21 protein-coding genes are annotated in these 20,751 nt (G+C 63.4%); 7 read left to right on the top strand and 14 right to left on the bottom strand.

Annotated features, from left to right (window positions below):
* Positions 1-3: 3 nt before the first annotated feature.
* The 4 genes from BLT75_RS11930 to dctP all read right to left on the bottom strand — a co-directional run bounded on the left by BLT75_RS11930 (position 4) and on the right by dctP (position 4,170).
* Complete coding sequence (locus BLT75_RS11930; protein WP_093031552.1) at positions 4-1,254, bottom strand: malonyl-CoA decarboxylase; 1,251 nt, start codon at positions 1,252-1,254, stop codon at positions 4-6.
* Complete coding sequence (locus tag BLT75_RS11925; protein WP_093031548.1) at positions 1,251-2,567, bottom strand: TRAP transporter large permease; 1,317 nt, start codon at positions 2,565-2,567, stop codon at positions 1,251-1,253. The genes BLT75_RS11930 and BLT75_RS11925 overlap by 4 nt, the downstream gene beginning before the upstream one ends.
* A 4-nt stretch (positions 2,568-2,571) precedes the next feature.
* Positions 2,572-3,114 (bottom strand): TRAP transporter small permease subunit, encoded by a 543-nt coding sequence (locus BLT75_RS11920; protein WP_093031545.1) that lies wholly within the window; start codon positions 3,112-3,114, stop codon positions 2,572-2,574.
* 69 nt (positions 3,115-3,183) lie between these two features.
* On the bottom strand, positions 3,184-4,170 hold the full coding sequence (dctP, locus tag BLT75_RS11915) for a TRAP transporter substrate-binding protein DctP (RefSeq protein WP_093031542.1): 987 nt from the start codon (positions 4,168-4,170) through the stop codon (positions 3,184-3,186).
* A gap of 134 nt (positions 4,171-4,304) precedes the next feature.
* Between dctP and BLT75_RS11910 the strand changes: the two genes are divergently transcribed.
* The 7 genes from BLT75_RS11910 to BLT75_RS11880 all read left to right on the top strand — a co-directional run bounded on the left by BLT75_RS11910 (position 4,305) and on the right by BLT75_RS11880 (position 11,539).
* Entirely contained in the window at positions 4,305-4,961 is a 657-nt protein-coding gene (locus BLT75_RS11910) for a GntR family transcriptional regulator (protein WP_093031539.1), read from the top strand.
* An 81-nt stretch (positions 4,962-5,042) separates the two neighbouring features.
* Positions 5,043-5,945, top strand: coding sequence for a LysR substrate-binding domain-containing protein (locus BLT75_RS11905; protein ID WP_093031536.1), 903 nt, complete (start codon positions 5,043-5,045; stop codon positions 5,943-5,945).
* Between the two features lie 163 nt (positions 5,946-6,108).
* A complete protein-coding gene (locus tag BLT75_RS11900; protein ID WP_093031533.1) occupies positions 6,109-7,266 on the top strand; it encodes an ABC transporter substrate-binding protein in 1,158 nt (385 codons plus the stop codon).
* Positions 7,267-7,361: 95 nt separating this feature from the next.
* Positions 7,362-8,354 carry an ABC transporter ATP-binding protein gene (locus BLT75_RS11895; RefSeq protein WP_093031530.1) on the top strand — a complete coding sequence of 331 codons (993 nt, stop codon included), beginning with the start codon at positions 7,362-7,364 and terminating at the stop codon, positions 8,352-8,354.
* Positions 8,351-9,292 (top strand): ABC transporter permease, encoded by a 942-nt coding sequence (locus tag BLT75_RS11890; protein ID WP_093031527.1) that lies wholly within the window; start codon positions 8,351-8,353, stop codon positions 9,290-9,292. The genes BLT75_RS11895 and BLT75_RS11890 overlap by 4 nt, the downstream gene beginning before the upstream one ends.
* Entirely contained in the window at positions 9,282-10,091 is an 810-nt protein-coding gene (locus tag BLT75_RS11885; protein WP_093031524.1) for an ABC transporter permease, read from the top strand. Before BLT75_RS11890 ends, BLT75_RS11885 begins: the two co-directional genes overlap by 11 nt.
* Before the next feature lie 23 nt (positions 10,092-10,114).
* On the top strand, positions 10,115-11,539 hold the full coding sequence (locus tag BLT75_RS11880) for a gamma-aminobutyraldehyde dehydrogenase (protein ID WP_093031766.1): 1,425 nt from the start codon (positions 10,115-10,117) through the stop codon (positions 11,537-11,539).
* A gap of 68 nt (positions 11,540-11,607) precedes the next feature.
* Here the strand turns inward: BLT75_RS11880 and BLT75_RS11875 are convergent, their stop codons facing one another.
* The 10 genes from BLT75_RS11875 to BLT75_RS11830 form a co-directional block, all read right to left on the bottom strand.
* Entirely contained in the window at positions 11,608-11,814 is a 207-nt protein-coding gene (locus BLT75_RS11875; protein WP_342727427.1) for a hypothetical protein, read from the bottom strand.
* Between the two features lie 13 nt (positions 11,815-11,827).
* Entirely contained in the window at positions 11,828-13,366 is a 1,539-nt protein-coding gene (locus BLT75_RS11870) for a nitrite reductase (RefSeq protein ID WP_176827981.1), read from the bottom strand.
* 76 nt (positions 13,367-13,442) lie between these two features.
* Positions 13,443-14,654 carry a heme d1 biosynthesis radical SAM protein NirJ gene (gene nirJ / locus BLT75_RS11865; RefSeq protein WP_093031518.1) on the bottom strand — a complete coding sequence of 404 codons (1,212 nt, stop codon included), beginning with the start codon at positions 14,652-14,654 and terminating at the stop codon, positions 13,443-13,445.
* Between the two features lie 6 nt (positions 14,655-14,660).
* On the bottom strand, positions 14,661-15,146 hold the full coding sequence (ahbB, locus tag BLT75_RS11860) for a siroheme decarboxylase subunit beta (protein WP_093031515.1): 486 nt from the start codon (positions 15,144-15,146) through the stop codon (positions 14,661-14,663).
* Positions 15,143-15,592 (bottom strand): Lrp/AsnC family transcriptional regulator, encoded by a 450-nt coding sequence (locus tag BLT75_RS11855; protein WP_093031512.1) that lies wholly within the window; start codon positions 15,590-15,592, stop codon positions 15,143-15,145. The genes ahbB (BLT75_RS11860) and BLT75_RS11855 overlap by 4 nt, the downstream gene beginning before the upstream one ends.
* Entirely contained in the window at positions 15,589-16,578 is a 990-nt protein-coding gene (gene ahbB / locus BLT75_RS11850) for a siroheme decarboxylase subunit beta (protein ID WP_093031509.1), read from the bottom strand. Before ahbB (BLT75_RS11850) ends, BLT75_RS11855 begins: the two co-directional genes overlap by 4 nt.
* A gap of 5 nt (positions 16,579-16,583) precedes the next feature.
* On the bottom strand, positions 16,584-17,729 hold the full coding sequence (locus tag BLT75_RS11845) for a cytochrome D1 domain-containing protein (protein WP_093031506.1): 1,146 nt from the start codon (positions 17,727-17,729) through the stop codon (positions 16,584-16,586).
* On the bottom strand, positions 17,726-18,010 hold the full coding sequence (locus BLT75_RS11840; RefSeq protein ID WP_093031760.1) for a c-type cytochrome: 285 nt from the start codon (positions 18,008-18,010) through the stop codon (positions 17,726-17,728). Before BLT75_RS11840 ends, BLT75_RS11845 begins: the two co-directional genes overlap by 4 nt.
* A gap of 58 nt (positions 18,011-18,068) precedes the next feature.
* Positions 18,069-18,842 carry a uroporphyrinogen-III C-methyltransferase gene (gene cobA / locus BLT75_RS11835; protein ID WP_093031503.1) on the bottom strand — a complete coding sequence of 258 codons (774 nt, stop codon included), beginning with the start codon at positions 18,840-18,842 and terminating at the stop codon, positions 18,069-18,071.
* Positions 18,843-18,933: 91 nt separating this feature from the next.
* Positions 18,934-20,679, bottom strand: a complete 1,746-nt coding sequence (locus BLT75_RS11830) for a cytochrome D1 domain-containing protein (protein ID WP_093031500.1) — start codon at positions 20,677-20,679, stop codon at positions 18,934-18,936.
* Positions 20,680-20,751 lie beyond the last annotated feature (72 nt).

Genomic DNA, 20,751 nt, shown 5'->3' with positions numbered 1-20,751 from the left:
CGGCTACCTTTCCTGCGATTTGCTCAGATCCGCGCCTGCGGCCAGCGTCTTGACGGCGGCCGACGCGGCGACGGTCTTGGCGGTTGCGAATTTTTCGTGGTTCTGGGCGATCTTCTTGAGATCGTAAAGATAGTTCACCATCACGCCGCCCGATTGCTTGCGCCCCTTGTCGGACACATCTGCGTCGGAGTGGACCGCATGAACGATCGCGCCATTGCCGAGATGGAAGCGGGCCACGGGATCATAGGGCGCGCCATCCGTCGCCTTGGCATTCAGCAGGTAGTGCGCGGCGAGTGCGGACATCTGGTCCGGCTCCGGCTGTTCCAGACCTTCGGCAGCGAGCCAACTCCTCAGCCCCGGGATGGGCGACAGGGTCACGAAAGTCCTGAGCGATGGCAGATTCGCGGACAGATCGGCAGCCACCTGCTTGATCAGCGAGTTTCCGAAGGACACGCTGGCAAGCCCGGCCTGGCAGTTGGAAATCGAATAGAAGACGGCGGTGTCAGCCTCGTGGCTGGCAATCGCCTTGCGGTCTTCGACGAGCAGGTCCTGAACGGATCCGGGGATGCCGCGGGTCAGGGCGACTTCGACAAAGATCAGCGGTTCGTCCGGCATCGCCGGATGAAAGAAGGCAAAACAGCGCCTGTCGGCGGGTTCCAGCCTGCGCCGCAGGTCGTCCCAGCTGTCGATCGCGTGAACGGCCTCGTAGGCGATGATCTTTTCCAGGATATGCGCCGGGCTTTCCCAACTGATCGGCCGCAGCACCAGGAACCCGCGATTGAACCAGCTGGCAAAGAGATGGCGGAAGTCGAGATCGAAGGCTTCAAGTTCGGGATCTCCCCGGCTCAGGCGCAGCAGGTCCGCCCGCATCCTCACCAGAGCCCCGGTCGCGCCCGGCAAGGCGTTGAGGCGGCGGATCAGTTCCTGCCGCCTTGGTTCGGCCGCGGATGCGAAGGCGCGGTAGGTCGCCTTGGACGGGTCGCGTTCATAGGCGTCGAGCGTCGAGCGCACGGTTTCGGGGTCGATGTTCATTCCGCGTGCCACATCGCGGAAGAAATCGAGCTTTTGTGCGTCGTCCATTGCCGCGAACCCCGAAAGGATATCCTGCGACAGCGCCAGCCCCGAGGTTTCGCCGGCGGTCCCCATCAAAGCCTCGACCAGTTCCCGCAAGGGCCGGGCATCGGTCGGACGCGACGGATCCCGGCGGTAGCGCCGTTCGAAGACGGAGGAGAGAAGATCGGCTAGAAGAGTCACAACGATGGTCCCATTACAAGGTCAGGCAGCCACGTGGCTATCCCGGGAAACAAGCACAACAGAACGATACCAAGAACCATGCAGGCGACATAGGGCAGCGAGCCGGTCAGGATGGTTTTCAACGAGATGTCGGGGGCAATGCCGTTGATGACATAAAGGTTCAGGCCGACCGGGGGCGAGATCAGGCCGATTTCCATGTTGATGGTCAGAACCACGGCGAACCAGATCGGGTCGAAGCCTGCGGTGGTGATGATCGGCAAGAGGATCGGCGCGGTCATCAGGATGACCGCGACCGGCGGCAGGAAGAAGCCGGCGATCAGCAGAAAGACGTTCACCGCCCCCATCAGGACCCAGCGATTGACATCCAGGGTTCCGATCCACTCGGCGATGGCCTGGGTGATGAAGAGCGAACTGAGCATGTAGGAAAACACACCCGCCGCCGCGATGATGAACAGGATCATCACGCTTTCCCGGGTCGAATCCCGCAGCACCACCCAAAGGTCGCGCGGGTTCCACAGCCTGTAGATGATCATGGCGATCATCATGCACAGCAATGCCCCGACCGCTGCCGTTTCCGACGGCGTGGCGATGCCGCCATACATGGCGTAGAGCACGCCGAGGATGATCAGCAGGAAGGGCAGGACGCGCGGCAGGATCTCGAACTTTTGTGCCCAACTGTAGCTGCCCGCGCTGAGGACCGAGGTGTCGCCCGAGCGCCAGGTGGAATAGATCGACCAGGCCATGAACAGCATGACCAGCATCAGGCCCGGCACCACGCCGGCCAGGAACAGGCGGCCGATAGAGGTTTCGGTGGCGATGCCGTAGACGATCATCGTGACCGAGGGCGGGATCAGGATGCCCAGCGTGCCGCCCGCCGCGATGGAGCCTGCGGCCACCCCGTCCGGATAGCCGCGCTTGCGCATCTCGGGGATGCCCATCTTGCCGATGGCGGCGCAGGTGGCCGGGCTGGAGCCGGACATGGCGGCAAACAGTGCACAGGCGCCAAGGTTCGAGATCACCAGCCCGCCGGGCACGCGGGTCAGCCAGCGTTCGAGCGCCTCGTACAGGTCGGCGCCCGCGCGGGTCGAGGCGATGGAGGCCCCCATGATGATGAACATCGGGATCGAGAGCAGCGCGAAATTGTCGAGCTTGCCAAAGAGGATTTCCGGGATCAGCTCCAGCGACCGGGCGCCGTCGAAGACCAGCAGGAACCCGGCCGAGACGATCAGCAGACCGATGGCGACGGACACGCCCGAGAACAGGACGATGATGGTGGCGATGGCGACGATGGCGCCGAGCAGCAACGGGTCCATCCGCTCACTCCAATCCGAAAGGTTTTTCGATGCCCAGGACAAGGGCGATGAAATCGGCGACCAGTTGCAAGAGCAGCAAGCCGAAGCCGACGGGAATGGCCAGGTAGGGGATCCAGAGCTTCACCCCCCAGACGGTATCGGAGCGCCAGCCGCGCTCCCAGGCGAAATGCCAGTACTCGTACCCGTACCACAGGATGACGGCGACGATTGCGATGGTGAGAACCGAGGTAATAGTGGCCAGAACGAAGCGGACCCTGGCGGGCAGGGACAGCGGGATGAGATCGACGTTCACATGTCCCCGCAACCGTTGCACGTAGGACAGGCCAAGCAGGGTGGCGGCGATCATGAGGTAGATGACCGCTTCGGTCTGCCAGACCGTCGATCCGTTCAGGACGTACCGGATCACGATCATCTGGCAGGTGATCAGAACGGCGGCGACGATCATCGCGGCGGAACACCATCCTGCCACGGTCGAAATGGCGGCAACAGCGCGCAGAAAAGGGTTGCTTCCGGTCTGGGCGGCGGCGGCGGAACTGTGGCCGGACATCGGCTCCTCCAATGGTCGGGGTATTGTCTGTCGGATCGGGCGGCCCGCCGGGGCCGCCCGAAGGCCGGGTCACTCGACCGCGAGCGCCAGGTCAAGCAGGGCCTGGCCGTCGGCCACTTCTTCAAGGAATGCCTTGTACGAGGTTTCCTTGGCCAGTTCGCGCCAGGCGGCGAAATCCTCGGGCGTCATCTGTGCGATCTCGACACCGGCATCGGCAAAGACCTTGACCGATTCCGCGTCCTCTTTCTTGGCCTCTTCCAGGTAGTAGGCCTGCGCCTTTGCGGCGCCATCGCGAAGCGCCTGTTGCTGTGCTTCGGTCAACCCTTCGAAGGTCGATTTGTTCATCAGGAGCGGCTGGTACATGAACCACAGCGCCACGTCGCCTGCCGGGGTGTAGCATTTCGTCTGCTCGTAGATCCGGTAGGAGACAAAGGACGAGGACGAGGTGTTCACCGCCTGCAGCACGCCGGTCTGCATGGCGTTGTATATCTCGGACGAGGCCATCGACGCGATCGAGGCGCCGGCTCCGGCCAGCATCTGCTCGAACGCCTTGCCGGCGGCGCGGGTTTGCAGGCCCTGCACGTCCTCGGGTCTGGTGATGCACTTGTCCTTGCCGGCAAAGCCCCCCGCGAGATAGCCGTGCACCAGCACCATTACGTCGTCCTGCGCCATCTTTTCCTCGAGCGCGGCCATGAAGGGCGAGGCGCTGAGACGGGCTGCATGGTCATGGTTCTTTACCAGGCCGGGCATCAGGGTCAGGTTGTAGGCAGGCTGCTGGCCACCGGCATAGCTGAGCGGCAGGACCGTCATGTCCAGCTGGCCGCGGCTGAGCGGCTTGTATTGCTCGCGTGCCTTGAACAGCGACTGCGAGCCGAAAATCTTGATGTCCAGATCGACATTCGCCGCCGCAACCTCGTCGGCGACCATCTGGGCGACCTTGTGCCGGATGTCGTTGTTCGACCACTGGTGGGACAGGCGCAGTTCGGTGGCGCCGGCAACAGAGGCCGCTGCCGCGATTGCCAGAGCCGCCACGGCGGTCTTGAGCATGGATTTCATGTTTTCCTCCCTTTATCGACCCGGACGAACCGGGGACCGGTACAACCTAAGCCAGTTGTGTTTTTTAGGTCAATAGTTTTGTATACAAGAAGTACTGGATTGAATTTTCACCCGTTCAAAGCTAGAAGAACCTCATGGAACAGCGCCGTGCAGATCGAATTGCGGAACAGCTCGAGGAGCTGGTTTTCGACGGGACATTCTCGGACGGAGACCGGTTGGACGAGGTGCGGCTTGCCGAGCAGTTCGGCGTATCAAGGACACCGCTTCGTGAAGCGATCCAAAGGCTTGCGCTGTCAGGTCTGGTCGAGTTGATCCCCCGCAGGGGCGCCTTTGTCCGGCAGCCGGGCCCGGTGGAACTGATCGAGATGTTCGAGGTCATGGCCGAACTTGAGGCCGCTTGCGGTCGGCTGGCGGCCATGCGGATCACCGACACTGCGCTTGCGGCATTGCGCGATGCAAACACGCTGTGTCAACGCGCCGTCGACGACGGGGATACCGATACCTACTACGCCGAGAACGAGCGGTTTCACAAGATCGTCTACCGCAGTTCCGGCAATGCCTTTCTGGAACAGGAGGCAACCAGATTGCACAAGCGGCTGAAGCCGTTCCGCAGGGTGCAGTTGCGGTTTCGGGGCAGAATGGCGCAGTCCATGGCGGAACATGAGACGATCGTGACGGCACTGGCGGCCGCCGATTCCGAGGCCGCTGCCGCAGCATTGCGGACCCATGTTGCGGTTCAGGGTGAAAAATTCCACAACTTGATGGCCAGCCTGAGAGACGCGGCCGAATAAGTCGGTCTTTGCACTTTTCCGCAAGGCCTGGTCGGTTGATAGTGGCCCGGCATATCCAGCAAGACCGCATCGGAGTTTGACGTGGCATTCACCCTGCGCCAGCTACAGTTCTTTGTCGCCGCCGCCGAGCAGGGTTCGGTCAGCGGTGCCGCGCGGGTTCTGTCGATCTCGCAATCTTCGGTAACCGAGGCGATCCGGGCGCTGGAAGAGGATCTGGGCGTTTCGCTGTTCGAACGGCAGGCCCGGGGGTTGCAGATCACGCACAGGGGCTCGGCCTTTCTACGCCATGCCCGGCAGATCCTGGGCGATGTCGCCAGTGCGAGACAGGCATTTCGGGAGGAAGCCTCGCAGGTAACCGGCCGGTTGTCTCTTGGCGTGACTTCTCTGGTTGCGGGTTACGTCCTGTCTGACCTGCTGGCGCGGTTCCGGCGTGCATTTCCCCAGGTTGAACTGAATGTCATCGAGGATTCGGGCGAATACCTGCAACACCTGCTGATCGGGGGTGAACTGGATGTCGCGGTCCTGCTGACCTCGTCGGTCAAGGATCGTCTGGCCCTGCATGTCGAAACATTGCTGGTTTCCCAATACCGGTTGTGGCTGCCACTTGGACATGAACTGGCGCAACAGGAAGCGATCGAGTTGGAGCAACTTGTCGGTTTGCCGATGATCCAGTTGATGGTCGAAGAGATCGAAGAGAGCATGAAACAGCTGATGCAGAGCCTTTCGGTGCGGCCCGAGATCGCGTTTCGGACCCGCTCGGTCGAAGCGGTGCGCAGCCTGGTCGCTACCGGGGCCGGCATCGCCATCCTGCCGGGCATGGTCTATCGCCCCTGGTCGCTGGAAGGCGACCGGATCGAGATTCGCGATGTTTCGGGCGACCTGCCTTCGGTGCAGGTGGGGCTTGCCTGGCGCCGCGGAGCGCCTCTTTCGGATGCGGCGCGCAATTTCCTGCGGTCTGCCCAAAGCGCCATTTCGGACCGGTGATTCAAGCCTTTTGCCCGTTTCGGGTTGTGTTTGCGCTTACCTATCGGAAAAACCGATACATGTGTTCATTCTTTTGAATTTGCGATCATTCCTTCTGTTTCTATTCTATGCGCATCAAAAGGGGCGCGCGTCGAATATGCGTCCGAACACAGGGAGTGACAGCATGAAGATCCTCGGACTTCTCGGAACTACGGCGCTTGCCACGGCCATCGCGGTCGGCCCCGCTGGCGCACAGCTTGCCGCCTTGGGTACGCCCGAAGGGCAAGTCAACATCGTCGCCTGGCCCGGATATATCGAGCGTGGCGAGACGATGAAGGAATTCGACTGGGTGACCAAGTTCGAAGAGGCCACCAGCTGCAAGGTGGTGGTCAAGACGGCCAATACTTCGGACGAGATGGTTGCCCTGATGAACGAGGGCGGGTTCGACCTGGTGACGGCGTCCGGCGATGCCTCGCTGCGCCTGGTCGCGGGCAAGCGCGTGCAGCCGATCAACACCGACCTGATCCCCTCGTGGAACACGGTCGACGAACGTCTGCAGAACGCGCCCTGGCACACGGTTGATGGGGTGCATTACGGCACCCCCTACATGTGGGGGCCGAACGTGCTGATGTACAACACCGAGGCCTTCGGCGACCAACCGCCTACCTCGTGGAACGTGGTGTTCGAGGAAATGACCCTGCCCGACGGCAAGTCGAACAAGGGTCGGGTGCAGGCTTATGACGGGCCGATCCACGTGGCGGACGCGGCGCAATACCTGATGACGCACAAACCGGAACTGGGCATCACCTCGCCTTATGAGCTGACCGAGGACCAGTACAAGGCTGCGCTGGACCTTCTGCGCCAGCAGCGTGAACTGGTGGGCCGCTACTGGCATGACGCCTTCATCCAGATGGACGATTTCAAGAACGAAGGCGTGGTTGCGTCCGGCTCCTGGCCGTTCCAGGTGAACCTGCTGAAATCCGAAGGCTTCCCCGTAAGCTCGGTGATCCCGGCAGAAGGCGCGACCGGCTGGGCCGACACCACGATGATGCATGTCGATGCCGAGCATCCGACCTGCGCCTATCTGTGGATGGAGCATACGCTCAGCTCGAACCTGCAATCGGACCTGTCTGTCTGGTTCGGCGCGGTGCCGTCGGTTCCGGCGGCGTGCTCGGACGGGCGCGGCATGCAGACCCAGGAAGGCTGTGACGCCAACGGTCTGGCCGATTTCGAGCGGATCCGCTTCTGGACCACCCCGGTCAGCCGTTGCGAAAGCCAGGGCGAATGCGTGCCCTACTATCGCTGGGTGTCCGACTATATCGGTGTGATCGGCGGCCGCTGATTTCACCATTGGCCCCCGGTGTGATCCGGGGGCCGTTCCCTGCACCATGACAGAAACACGAAAAACGGCCCCGCTCTGGGCCGAATAGAGATGACATGACCGCTGCCGTATCCTTTCACCGTGTATCCCGCCATTTCGGCTCCGTCCGGGCCGTGGATCAGGTGAACCTGACCATCGAGGAAGGGTCGTTCTTTGCCATGCTGGGGCCCTCGGGTTCCGGCAAGACGACCTGCCTGCGCCTGATCTCGGGCTTTGAATCGCCGACATCGGGCGAGATCCGGATTTTCGGACAGGATGTCAGCCATGTGCCGCCCAACCGGCGCAGCGTGAACACGGTATTCCAGGATTATGCCCTGTTTCCGCATATGAACGTGCGCGACAACGTGGCTTATGGGCCGATGGTGGCCGGCGTCGGCAAGGCGCAACGCCATGCCAAGGCCGAGGAGATGCTGGCGCTCGTCAAACTCGACGGGTTCGGCGACCGCAAGCCGGGGCAGTTGTCGGGCGGTCAGCGCCAGCGCGTGGCGCTGGCGCGCGCGCTGGTGAACGAGCCGCGCGTGTTGCTGCTGGATGAGCCGCTGGGGGCGCTGGACCTGAAGCTGCGCGAGGCGATGCAGGACGAGTTGAAGGCGCTGCAACAGCGGTTGGGCATCACCTTTGTCTTTGTCACCCACGATCAGGGTGAGGCCCTTTCGATGGCCGATCATCTGGCGGTGTTCAACGAGGGCAAGATCGCCCAGATCGGCACCCCGGCCGAGATTTATGACAAACCCCGAACCCGGTTCGTCGCCGATTTCGTGGGCTCGTCGAACGTGTTGCCGCCTGAGGTGAGCGAACGTCTGGGGGGCGGAAAGCGCTGGTCCAGCCTGCGGCCCGAGGCCCTGCGCCTGGTCGCGCCCGAAGGCGCGCAGCTGTCCGGAACCGTGACCGGTTTGCGGTACCTCGGTGCCGGGACGCGCGTGGCCGTCGATGTTGCCGGAACCGAGATTGCCGCCCTTGCGCCGTCCGGGGCCGATATCCCGGCGGCTGGCGCGGCGGTTGGTCTGGCCTTTGACGCGGGTGCCCTGCACCTGATGGAGGAGGCATGACCGGAACCTCTGCCATCCTGCCGGAACGGGGCCTGGCTGACCGGCTGAGCACGCTGTTCTGGCGGCGGCCAAAGCTGCTCTTGCTGCTGCTGATCTCGCCACCGCTGTTGTGGCTCGGCATCGTTTATCTGGGCTCGCTCGCGGCGTTGTTGCTGCAAAGCTTCTATTCGATCGACGAGTTCTCGGGCGTGGTGAAGGAGGAATTCACCCTCAAGACCTATGGCGAACTGTTCCGCGCCGCCAACATGGACATCATCATCCGAACGCTGGTGATGTCTGCGACAGTCACAATTACCAGCGCCTTCGTCGCCTTCCCCATCGCCTATTACGCCGCCCGCTATGCGCGCGGCCGGTGGAAGGCGGTGTTTTACCTCGGCATCATGCTGCCCTTGTGGTCGTCCTATCTGGTCAAGGTCTATGCGTGGAAACTGATCCTCGCCAAGGAGGGCATCATCACCTGGGCCGCCGAAGGCATCGGCGCGGGGTTCCTGCTGGATGCGGTGCTGTCCCTGCCCTGGGTTGGCGGCAACTCGCTGTCAACCTCGTTCATCGGGACCTGGCTGGTCTTCGTCTACGTCTGGATGCCCTTCATGATCCTGCCGATGCAGGCGTCGCTCGAGCGGGTGCCGCTCTCGATGCTGGAAGCCTCGGCCGATCTGGGCGCCAGCCGCAGGCAGACGTTCCGCACCGTGGTTCTGCCGCTGGCGATGCCGGGGGTGATCGCGGGGTCGATCTTCACCTTTTCGCTGACCATGGGCGATTACATCATTCCGCAGATCGTGGGCACTTCGGCCCGGTTCATCGGGCAGGCAGTCTACCAGTTCCAGGGAACCGCCGGGAACATCCCGCTGGCGGCGGCGTTCGCCATGGTGCCGATCCTGATCATGCTGGTCTATCTGGCGCTGGCCAAACGGGGAGGGGCATTCGATGCACTCTGAAGCGCGCGCCTCGACCGGGCTGAAAATCGGGGCGGTTGCCGGGCTGTTGTTCCTGCACCTGCCGATCCTGCTGATCTTTCTCTATGCCTTCACCACCGAGGAGCGGACCTATCAGTTCCCGCCGCCGGGGCTGACCACCGAATGGTTTGCCGTGGCCTGGCACCGCGAGGATATCTGGCCGCCGCTCTACCTTTCGCTGAAGGTGGCCGCGGTCTCGACCGCGCTGGCGATGATCCTGGGCACGCTCATTGCGGCGGCCATGGCGCGCAGCCGGTTCTTTGGCCGCGAGCAGATCGCCCTGTTGATCATCCTGCCCATCGCGTTGCCGGGGGTGATCACCGGCATGTCGTTGCGCTCGGCCTTTGCGGTGATGGACATCCCGTTCTCCACCTTCACCATCGTTCTGGGGCACGCCACGTTCTGTATCGTGATCGTCTACAACAACGCGGTAGCCCGGTTCCGCCGCCTGTCGGGCGCGGTGTTCGAAGCCTCGGCCGATCTGGGCGCCAACGGGTTCCAGACGCTGCGCTATGTGCTGCTCCCGAACCTCGGCTCGGCCCTGCTGGCCGGTGGCATGCTCGCATTCGCGCTGTCCTTTGACGAGGTGATCGTGACCACCTTTACCGCGGGTCAGCAATCGACCCTGCCCATCTGGATGCTGAACGAGCTGGTTCGCCCGCGTCAGCGCCCGGTGACGAACGTGGTGGCCATCGTGGTCTTTGCCACAACCTTCGTTCCCATTCTTCTCGCCTATTACCTCACCCGTGGCGGTTCCGAGACCGCGGGTGGCGGCAAGTGACCAAAGGAGTCCGACACATGAAGATCGACACCAGTTTTTTGATCGGGACCGATTTCGAAACCGGCACCGAGGTGGCCGAACAGGTTCTGAACCCGCGCACCGGCGAGCTGATCATCGAGGTTCCCGAAGCCTCGGCCGCGCAGGTGGACCGCGCCGTTGCAGCCGCCCGCAAGGCGTTTCGCACCTGGTCGCGCACCACACCGGCCGAGCGGTCGGCGGCGCTGTTGCGCATCGCGGACCGGATCGAAGCGGAGGCGGATGGTTTTGCCGCGCTCGAGGCGCTGAACTGCGGCAAGCCGATCAACGCCGCGCGGGGTGACGAGATCCCGGCCATTGTCGATTGCTACCGCTTCTTTGCCGGGGCCGTGCGCTGCCAGCATGGCGCTGTCGCAGGCGAGTACCTGGAAGGGTTCACATCCATGGTGCGGCGTGACCCGATCGGTGTCGTCGCCTCGATCGCGCCGTGGAACTATCCGCTGATGATGATGGCGTGGAAACTGGCCCCGGCCATTGGGGGCGGCAACACGGTTGTCTTCAAACCGTCAGAGCAGACGCCCCTGACCGCGCTCAAAATGGCCCGCATCCTGGCCGAGGAACTGCCCGAAGGCGTGGTGAGCGTGGTCACGGGCCGGGGCCATTCGGTCGGCAACCAGATGATCAATCACCCGGATGTGGACATGATCTCGCTCACTGGCGACATCGCCACCGGCAAGAAGATCCTTGATGCCGCTGCCAAGTCGGTCAAGCGGACGCATCTGGAACTGGGCGGCAAGGCGCCCGTCATCGTGTTCGACGATGCCGATGTTGCCGAGGTGGTCGAAGGACTGCGCGCCTTCGGCTATTACAATGCCGGTCAGGACTGCACCGCTGCTTGCCGCATATATGCGGGCAAGAAGGTCTATGACAAACTGGTGGCGGACCTGACCTCGGCGGTTTCCACCATCTCTCTGGGTCTCGACGACGATACCCAGAACGAGATCGGTCCACTGATCTCGCTGCGCCAACGCGACCGGGTGGCAAGTTTTGTCAATCGCGCGCGAGAGTTGAACCATATCGAGGTCACCACCGGTGGCGATCCGATGGGGCAGGGGTTCTATTTCCAGCCCACCGTCATTGCGGGCGCCCAGCAAGAGGATGAGATCGTCCGGCGCGAGGTGTTCGGCCCGGTCGTGTCGGTCACGCCGTTCTCGGATGTGGATACCGCAGTGGCCTGGGCCAATGACAGCGACTATGGCCTGGCTTCTTCTGTCTGGACCAAGGACGTGGGCCGCGCGATGGAAACCGCGGCGCGCCTGCGCTATGGCTGTACCTGGATCAACACCCATTTCATGCTGACCAACGAGATGCCGCACGGCGGGCTGAAACAGTCCGGCTATGGCAAGGACATGAGTTCCTACGCGCTGGAGGACTATACCGTCGTCCGGCACGTGATGGTCAATCACGGCTGAAGCAAGAAACCACCACTCACACAGCAAACTGGAACCCGCCTGACGGCGGGTTTCCTTTTTGCCAGGGGTCAGGTTGCGGCCTCGTCCAGCAGGTGGCGCAGCCAGCGCCCGGCCAGCCAGGTCGCGGGAATGCCCAGGGGCACCGACCAGAGCAAGGCCGCGACCGGCGACAGTGGCATCCAGCCCAAGGCACGCAGCATCAGCGCCGCCATGTAGAGGTTGATCGCGACCGTGGTCGCGACGGCCGGATAGAGAAGCAGCGCCAGTTTCCACACCGGCCAGCGGCCCTCAGTGGCTGGTGCCTTCGGAGAAGGTGATCTTGTTCCAGACATTGTATTTCCCCGAAGGTTTCTTCATGGGCAGGCGGCGGACCTCTTCCAACGTGGCGGCGTCATAGACGATGACCGCCCCGTCCTCCTCCCAGACCGAGACCAGCGCATACCGGCCATCGCGGGTGAATTCGACATGTGCCACGGTCTTGCCCGGCGCCGGGCGCAGGGTGCGCACGATCTCCAGGCTCTGCTTGTCGATCACATGCATCGCGTCCTTGTTGGGACCAAAGAAGACATCCGCCCAGAAATAGGGCGTGTTCTCGTGGCTGCGCAGGAAGAACCCCGGCCCCTCGGTGGCGATGGTGGCGATGCGGGTCCAGCTTTCGGTGTCGATGACGCTCAGCTTGCCTTCCTTCAGGTGCGGTGTCGCCATCACCCGGTGCCCGTTCCGTTCCCAGCTGATGCCGGAACCCAGATGCGGCATGCCCTCCAGCGGCAGTTCGGCAATCTCGCGTCCGACGTTCAGGTTGACCACAACCCCCCGCACCCCGTCACGCGACGCGCCGATCAGGTTGCGGTAATCGTCGGAGAAAAAGAAATCGTCGAGCGGCTCGGCCGTCTCGATACGGCGCCGCGCAAACAGACCTTCGGAGGAGGCGATAGCCTCGACCATGCCCTTTTCGCGGGAGTGGATGAACCCCTCGTAAACCGGGTCGGCATTTGGGTCGGTCGCCACTTCCCAGATTTCGGGTGCGTCCTTGAGCGCAAGGATAAAGCTCTGCCGTTGCGGTGCCTGATAGACGGCCGAGACCCGGCTGGGCGTGCCATCCTTGGCGGTCACCTTCATGACCTTTGCCACCGACAGGTCCTCGGTGCTCAGAAGGGTCAGCGACATCGGCAGGTAATTGGCCACAGCCAGCCATTTGCCGTCATGGCTCATGGCGATGTTGCGGCTGTTGAGCCCGGCGCGCACCCGGCCCACCTGCTGCAAGGACCAAAGGTCGTATTTCTGCACCCAGCCGTCGCGCGACATGATGAAGACATAACGCCCGTCGGGGCTGAACTTGGGCCCGCCATGCACGGCGAACGGGGTCTCGAACCGGTCGAGCACCGCGAAAGTGTCACCGTCCAGGACGCTGACATGATGATCGCCGGTTTCCACCACCAGGGTGATGTTCATGGGATCGGCGTCCCAGACCGGCGCGGCGGCGGCGCTGTATTCGTCGTCCAGCGTCCGGCTTGCCATGATCTCGGCTTCGCCCCAGGCGGGGATATAGGCCAGCGGCTCTTTCACATACTCCGCCAGCGCGGCGATGGCCGCCTCGTCCAACGTGTCCAAGAACCCCGGCATCTGGGTCGCTGTGCGGCCTTCGCGGATCACGGCGGCCACTTTCGGCCCGCGCATCCGGCCCAGCGTCTCGGGGATCAGCGCAGGCCCAAGCCCCCCCAGCCGGTCCGTGCCATGGCAACTGGCGCAATGGTCGGCATAATCCTGTACCGGGTCTGCCAGCACCGGAGTTGACAGCAGCAGGGCGCAGATCGCGCCTGATTTCATCTTTTCCACAATGCTCCCGCCGGAGGTTCCGGCAGGGGCCAGGAGCGCAAGGCGAAGGGCCACGCGAAAGGCGTGGTCAGAAGAACTGGTGCGCGGGGTCATGGCGCTTTCCTCGGAACGGGGTGATGGTCAGTCGTTCTGCACTTTCGACGCCGATTTCTTCATCGGTCAGATAGCAGGCCGGGTCCTCTGCCCAGGGATCGCCGGTCAGTTGCAGGGCGCGGATACGGGTGTTGCCGCCGCATACGTCCCTGAGCATGCAAGCGCCGCAGCGGCCCTTGAGCGGGCGCGGGCGTGTGCGTAACATGGACAGCATGGGGTCGTCCCCTGTCCAGAGTTCGGAAAACGGCACTGTCTTGACATTGCCGATGGTGTAGTCCGACCAGTAGGTGTCCGGGTGCACCCGGCCGAGGTTGTCGATATTGGCCACGCCCAGCCCGCTGGAATTGCCGCCCCAGGCGGCCAGGTGCTGTCGCACATGATCGGCGTGTGCCGCGTCGAAATTACGCCGCACCCAATCCAGGAAATAGCCCGCGTCGGCATCGTTGTTACCGGTCACGATATCGAGCGGCATGTCCTCGGCCACGGCCACCCAGGCGCGGTCCAGCAGCAGGTCCATTGCGTGGCGGGTGCGCAGGTGGGCGGCATCCTCGCCCCGGTTCTTGTCGCCGCGCCCGGCATAGACGAGATGGCTGAGATAGAACTTGTCGACGCCCTCGTCATCGCAGAGCTGGAGCAGGTCGGGCAGATGGTGCTGGGTGTTCTCGGTCAGGCAGAACCGCAGGCCGACCTTGATGCCACGCTTCTTGCACGCGCGGACGCCGCGCAGCGCGTCGGCAAAGGCGCCCTCGACGCCGCGGAACCAGTCGTTGGTTGCGCCGATCCCATCAAGCGAGATGCCGACATAGCTGAAGCCCACATCGGCGATGCGGTCGGCGGTCTCGCCATGGATCTTGGTCCCGTTGGTCGACAGCGCCAGCATCGGCACCAATTGGCGGGCGCGGGTGGCGATATCGAAGAAATCGAACCGGTCCAGCGGCTCTCCACCCGACAGGATCAATGCGGGAACCCGGAACCGGCCGATATCCTCAAGCGTCTCCATCGCCTGTTCATGGCTCAGTTCGCCGGGAAAATTCACGTCCGCCGACACCGTGTAGCAATGACGGCATTTCAGGTTGCAGCGCCGGGTCAGGTTCCAGATCACCACCGGTTTCACCGTTCCCGGTCGACGCGGCCGCACCGGGGTGGGTTCGACCAGTTGATGCATGTATTCGGTCAGGCGGAACATGGGGCTTCAGCCTTTCTGCTTCAGGCGCAGTCCGGTCTTTTTCAGGATGCGCGTGGAAAAGAGGATGTCGTGCGCGCGGCAGGCGGACCCAAGGATCGCGGCAATCTCGCCGCGTTTGGCCTCGACCTCGTCGCGGGTTGCACCATGCACCATCGCAAACAGGTTGTAGGGCCAGTGGGGCAAGGCGCGGGGGCGTTCATAGCAATGGGTGACAAACGGCAGGGCGCCGACTTTCGCACCCAGTTCGGCGATCCGGGATACGTCCACATCCCAGACGGTCATGCCATTGGCGGTCATGCCCAGCTTGTAGTGGTTGGGCGCGGCGGCGATGCGTCGGATCACGCCGCGCGCCTTCAACTCGGCGATACGGTGCAGCAGGGCTTCCTCGGTCAGGCCGGTTTGCGCGGCGATTGCGGCGAAGGGGCGCGACGCCAGCGGCAGGCCCTCCTGCATGGCCGCAATGATCTGTCTGTCCCCGTCCGAAATGCTCATGCCGCCACCCGGAAGCCGATGAAGAACTCTTGCAGTTTCGGAAACCGCAATACTTCGATCCCGGTTTCCAGCTCGATGGCATCAGCTGCGACCTGAATTCCCTCGGGCGTTTCGGTCGCCAGAACGAACCACATGTTGAGCCGATGCGCCCTTTCATAGTTGTGCGCCACTTCGGGGTGGGCATTGACTTTGGTCAGGACGGTTTCGAAAATCGGCGCTGGCACCTCCATGGCGCAAAGGCAGAAGGCGCCGCCCATGGCGGCTGCGTCGAAGAACGGACCGAAGCGGGTGATTACCCGCTCCTCCTTCATCCGTGCCAGGCGGTCCAGCATGTCGGCCTCATCGAGGCCCAGTTCGGCGGCAACGGCGGCATAGGGTGCGGAGCAGAGCGGCAGATCCTCCTGCATGCGGTTCAGGATCACGCGATCGGTTTCATCCAGTGTCATGCGGCCTTCTCCCTTGGCTTGATCAGAGCGCCGGTCTGTTTGAAACAGCGGGTCGAAAACAGCACCTTGTGCGGCACCGACGCAAGTTGGGGCAGGGCGGTGGCCCGGTTCAGCACATCCATTGCTTCGCTGCGCGAGCGGGCATGAATCATGGAATAGAGCCGGTAGGGCCAGACGCCCGGCACCGGACGGCGCTCGTAGCAGAGCGTCACGCCGGGACAACCGGCCAATGCCGGACCGGCACTGGCGATGGCCTCGGACGGCAGGTCCCAGACGACCATGGCGTTCGCGGACCATCCCAGCGCCCGATGGCGCACGATCACTCCAAGCCGCGTGATGATACCGGCCCCGTGCAGCGCGTGGATGCGGGTCATGACCTCGCCGGTGTCCCGTTTCAGTTCGCTGGCAAGAGCGGCATAGGGGGCCCGAACCAGTTCCAACCCGGTAGTCAACGCCTGAAGCAGATCCTTGTCGCCGGGGCGCAGGGCGGAAATGTCGGCTTCCCGGCGGGCGGGCACGCGCGGCGTTGCGGCGCCCATGCGGAAGCCGAGATCGACATTGAAAGGGCGGACCAGCGGCAGGTCCAGCACGCGCAGGCCGGTGCGCGCGCCGATCCGCGCCAGCGTGGCGTCGACATGAGCCCGGTGAGGGCCGGTCGCCACGAACCAGAGGTTCCAGTCGTCCTCGCGCTGGTAATTGTGGTTTACCCCCGGCTCCGCCCCGATCTGTGCCGCGACCTGCTCGATCCGATCTTCGGGGGCGGCGACGGCGGCCAGGGTGCTGGCCGAGGCGGTGCCGGGCGCCACTGTCGCGCCAACCCGCGTGATCCGCCCTGCCGAGCGCATCCGCGTCAGGCGGGCGATCACGTTGCTTTCGGTCAACCCCAGTTGTTCGGCGATGCCAAGAAAGGGCCGGTCAGTGATTGGAAAGTCGCGCTGCCAGTCGTCAAGCAGGGCGCGGTCGACGGGATCGGTTACATGGCACATGGCGGTTACAACCCTGTTTTGTGCGCGCGGGCGGTAAAGAAGATGCCCGAGGGGCTATCCACCTCAATTTCGCGCAGTTTTTCAAACGTCCGGGTGTCATAGATCATCACGCGGTTGGCATCGCGGACGCTGATCCAGACCTCGTGCCCGCGCGGCGTGAACTCCATATGCAGGACCGCCGGGCCAGGCTTGAATTCGTGGATGACCTCTTTGGTCACGGTGTCGATCACCTGGATCGTGTCGTTCAGCGGATGGGCGAAGTTGACCCAGACTTGCCGCCCGTCGGGACGGGCCATGGCAAAGACCGGCTGGCCATGGGTCTGGGTGCGCCCGGTTTCGGTCAATGTGTCGGCGTCAATCCAGAGCACTTGGGGATGGCCGACGGCGGGCAGCACGAATTCGTGCCCGGTCAGCGCCCAGCCTTCGAGATGGGGCATCTTGTAGACCGGCATTTCCTGCTCGCCCCGGCCATAGCCAGGCAACACGCGGATCGGTTCGGGGGTTTCGGACCAGAGGTCCAGCGCGGTCAGCCCGTCCTCGCCAAAAAGGCCGGTGATATAGGTGCGGCCATTGCCGGTGATCAGCGCATCATATGGATTCTTGCCCATGCCGGGGATGGTGGTGATCTGCGGCGGCGTTTGGGTGAAGTCAGCAATCCAGCTTTCCCCGGTATCCCAGACGGTAAAGACGAACCGGCGCCCCGGCGCATCGACCAGACCGATGGTCTTGCCGCCGGTGGGGATGTCGGCAACCATGTCGAGCGTGTCGGCGTCAAAGACGCGCACGCCGCCCGGTTCATAGTTGGACACGGCAACCAGCCTGCCGTCATCGGATATGGCGCCGCCGATGGCGTTGCCCGATTGCACGACGCGGCCCACGATCTGGCGGGTGGTGATATCGAGTTTGGTCAGCCCGCCGTCGCGGCCAAAGACATAGGCAAAGCGTTCGTCCGGGGAATAGACCAGCGAGGCATGGGACAGATCGCCCAGGCCCTCGATCCGGGCGAGCGCGGCGCGGTCGGACTGATCGACCAGCAGGACCGATCCGGTCGCGCGCTCGATCACCAGCCCCAGATCTCCGGTGGCGATGGTTTCGGCTGTGGCGGTTCCGGTCAAGAGAGTAGCGACAAGGGCGAGTGCGAGAGGTTTCATTTGCCCTCCGGGTTTTGCAGATAGCGGGCGATCCATTCGGCCTCTTCCTCGGTCATCAACGGCCGCCAGGGCGGCATGGCCGTGTCAGGGATGCCGTCGAGGATCACCGAAGTCAGGACGCCCTGATCATAATGTTGCAGCGCCTCGGCGCGCAGGTCGGGGCCAAGCCCGCCCTTGAGGGTCAGGCCATGGCACGATCCGCAATCCTGCTGCACCAGACGTTTCAGGGCGGCGGGATCAATGGCATCGGCGGCAAAGGCGGTGGTGGCGAGGAACAGCATCGTCAGAGCCAGCGCGGCGGCTGACCTGTCCGGCTTTTGGGTGCGGATTAACGGGAAGTCATCCATGGGCTGCCACCTGATCCATCAGGTCGTGAAAGGAATGTTCGGCATAAAGCGAAACGACCTGGCCGATGATGAAAAGGGTGGGCGCGGCCAGATCTGCCGCACGTGCATCGGTGGCGATCTTGTCCAGCCGCGAAACCAGCCGGCGCTCCTGTGCCGTCGTCGCCTGGCTGACGGCCAGAACCGGTGTTGCTGCGGACAGGCCCTCGGTCATCAAACCCATGGCGATCTGGCCGATATTGGCCACACCCATATAGACGACAAGGGTACTGTCGGGATCGGCAAGACGCTTCCAGTCGAGGTCCAGCACCCGGTCCGCCTGCCGGTGACCGGTGACATACTGGACCGAGGTCGCAAGCCCACGATGGGTCAGCGGCACGCCGGTGGAACAGCTGGCGCCCTGCGCGGCGGTGATGCCGGGGGCGTAATCGACCGGCACGCCATGGGCCAGAAGATGCGCCGCCTCTTCCGAGCCGCGGCCAAAGATCATCGGATCGCCGCCCTTCAGGCGGGCGACCACATGGCCGGCCATCGCCTCTTCGAGCAGGATCTGGTTGATCCGGTCCTGTGGCACCGGATGGCATTTGGGGGATTTGCCCACCGGGATCATGCGGGCACCGGCGGGGGCCATCGCGACGATCTCGGGGCTGACCAGCCGGTCATAGACCACCACGTCGGCCTCTTGCAGCATCCGCAGGGCGCGCAGGGTCATCAGCTCTGGGTCTCCCGGACCCGCTCCGATCAGGTGAACTTTTCCGGCGATATGCATGGCTGGCTCCGTCAGGTTGGGGCGACTGGCTGGAGAAGGGAGAGAAAGGGCGGGCCCCAAGGGACGCAGTGGACCCGCCCGTGGACTGACGTCAGTAGACGTCGGCCCGAGTGTTATAGACGTTGAACTTGCCGGTCGGGGTGATCAGGCGCGGGTCCTTGATCACGGCCTTGAGTTCCAGCGTCTTGTCGTCAACCACGACGATGGCGCTTTCCAGATCCTTGGCGTTCCAGACCGAGAACCAGATCTCGTTGCCTTCCTGGTTGAATTCACCTTGCACGACGCGGGGCTGGCCCTCGCCGATCTCGGCCCATTCCACGATCGGAAGCACGGTGTATTCCGGCTCTTCCTGAGTAAGATCACCCAGTTTGAACACTGCGACCGAGCCCGAGATTTCCGCATCCGGGTTCAGCGGCGCATCGACATAGAGATGCTCCGAGGTCGGGTGCGATTTCACGAAGAGCGAGCCGCCGCCCTGGGCATAGAGGGTCTGCACGACCTTCCATGCGTTGTCGGGGTGACCCTCGGGGTCGGTGCCGATCAGCGCCACGGTCTCATCGCCGAGGTGCGAGGTTGCCCAGACCGGACCATAGGTCGGGTGCATCAGGTTGGCGCCCCGGCCCGGGTGTGGTGTCTGACCACCGGTCTCGACCAGCGCGGTCAGGGTGCTGTCCTTGGTATCGACCACGGCCACCTTGCCACGGGCGTTGGCCGCGACCAGGAAGTACCGCTTGGAACTGTCGAACCCACCATCATGCAGGAAGCGTTCGGCTTCGATCTCGGTCACCTTGAGGTTCTTGATGTCCGAATAGTCGATCATCAGGATCTTGCCGGTTTCCTTGACGTTGACGATGAACTCCGGATTGAAGTGGCTGGCCACGATGGAGGCCACGCGCGGTTCGGGGTGATAGCTCTGCTCGTCATAGACCATGCCGCGGGTCGACTTGATCTTGAGCGGCTCCAGCGTGTCGCCGTCCATGATCACGTATTGCGGCGGCCAGTAGCTGCCGGCGATGGCGTATTTGTCCTCGAACCCCTTGAACTTAGAAGTCTCGATCGAGCGAGCTTCGGAACCCACCTTGATCTGGGCCACAGTGGCGGGGGTTTCCATCCACAGGTCGATCATGTTCACAAGCGCGTCGCGCCCGATCACGAACAGATAGCGGCCCGAGGCCGAGATCCGGCTGATGTGGACGGCGTAGCCGGTGTTGATCACCGCGTGGATCTTGTAGTTCGCGCCGTCGATCAGTGCCACCTGACCCGAGTCGCGCAGTGTGACCGAGAACAGGTTATCGATGTCGATATCGTTCATCTTCTCGGTTGGCCGGTCTTCGGGCGCGACCAGAACTTTCCAGGTCTCGCGCATCTCGGCCATGCCGAATTCGGGCGGCGAGGCCGGATCGAGCAGGATATAGCGTGCCATGATGTCGATTTCAGCCTCGGTCATCTCGCCCGAGGTGCCCCAGTTGGGCATGCCGGCGGGAGAACCGTAGGTGATGAAATCGCGCAGATACTCATATCCGTTTGCGCGGGTGATGTCGGTGGTCAGCGGCTTGCCGGTGGCACCTTTGCGCAGCACGCCGTGACAGCCGGCGCAGCGCTCGAAATAGATCTTGTTGCCGATGTTGTACTCTTCCTGGGTCATCACAGGATCGCCTTCGCGGCGGCCGGGGATTTCCAGGTTCAGCTGACCAAGCGTCGTCATGCTGGGCTGATATGCAGCGCCTGCATCCGAACCGTGGCTGTCCTGTGCGGCAACCATGGGTGCGGTCAGACCGAGCGCCATCGCGGCGCTGGTCAGGAGCAGGGATCTGCGAATGGCTGTGGTTGGTCTCATAACGGTATCTCCGTCGAAGGCTGGTGAGGCAGGTCTGAACTTGGCACCGCACCCGCTACCAATCCTTGACTT

Origin of the sequence: Ruegeria marina (assembly GCF_900101475.1) — a bacterium.
Lineage (GTDB): Bacteria > Pseudomonadota > Alphaproteobacteria > Rhodobacterales > Rhodobacteraceae > Ruegeria_B > Ruegeria_B marina.
The sequence above is the reverse complement of the archived record's forward strand: the minus strand, read 5'-3'. Positions and strand labels throughout refer to the sequence as shown.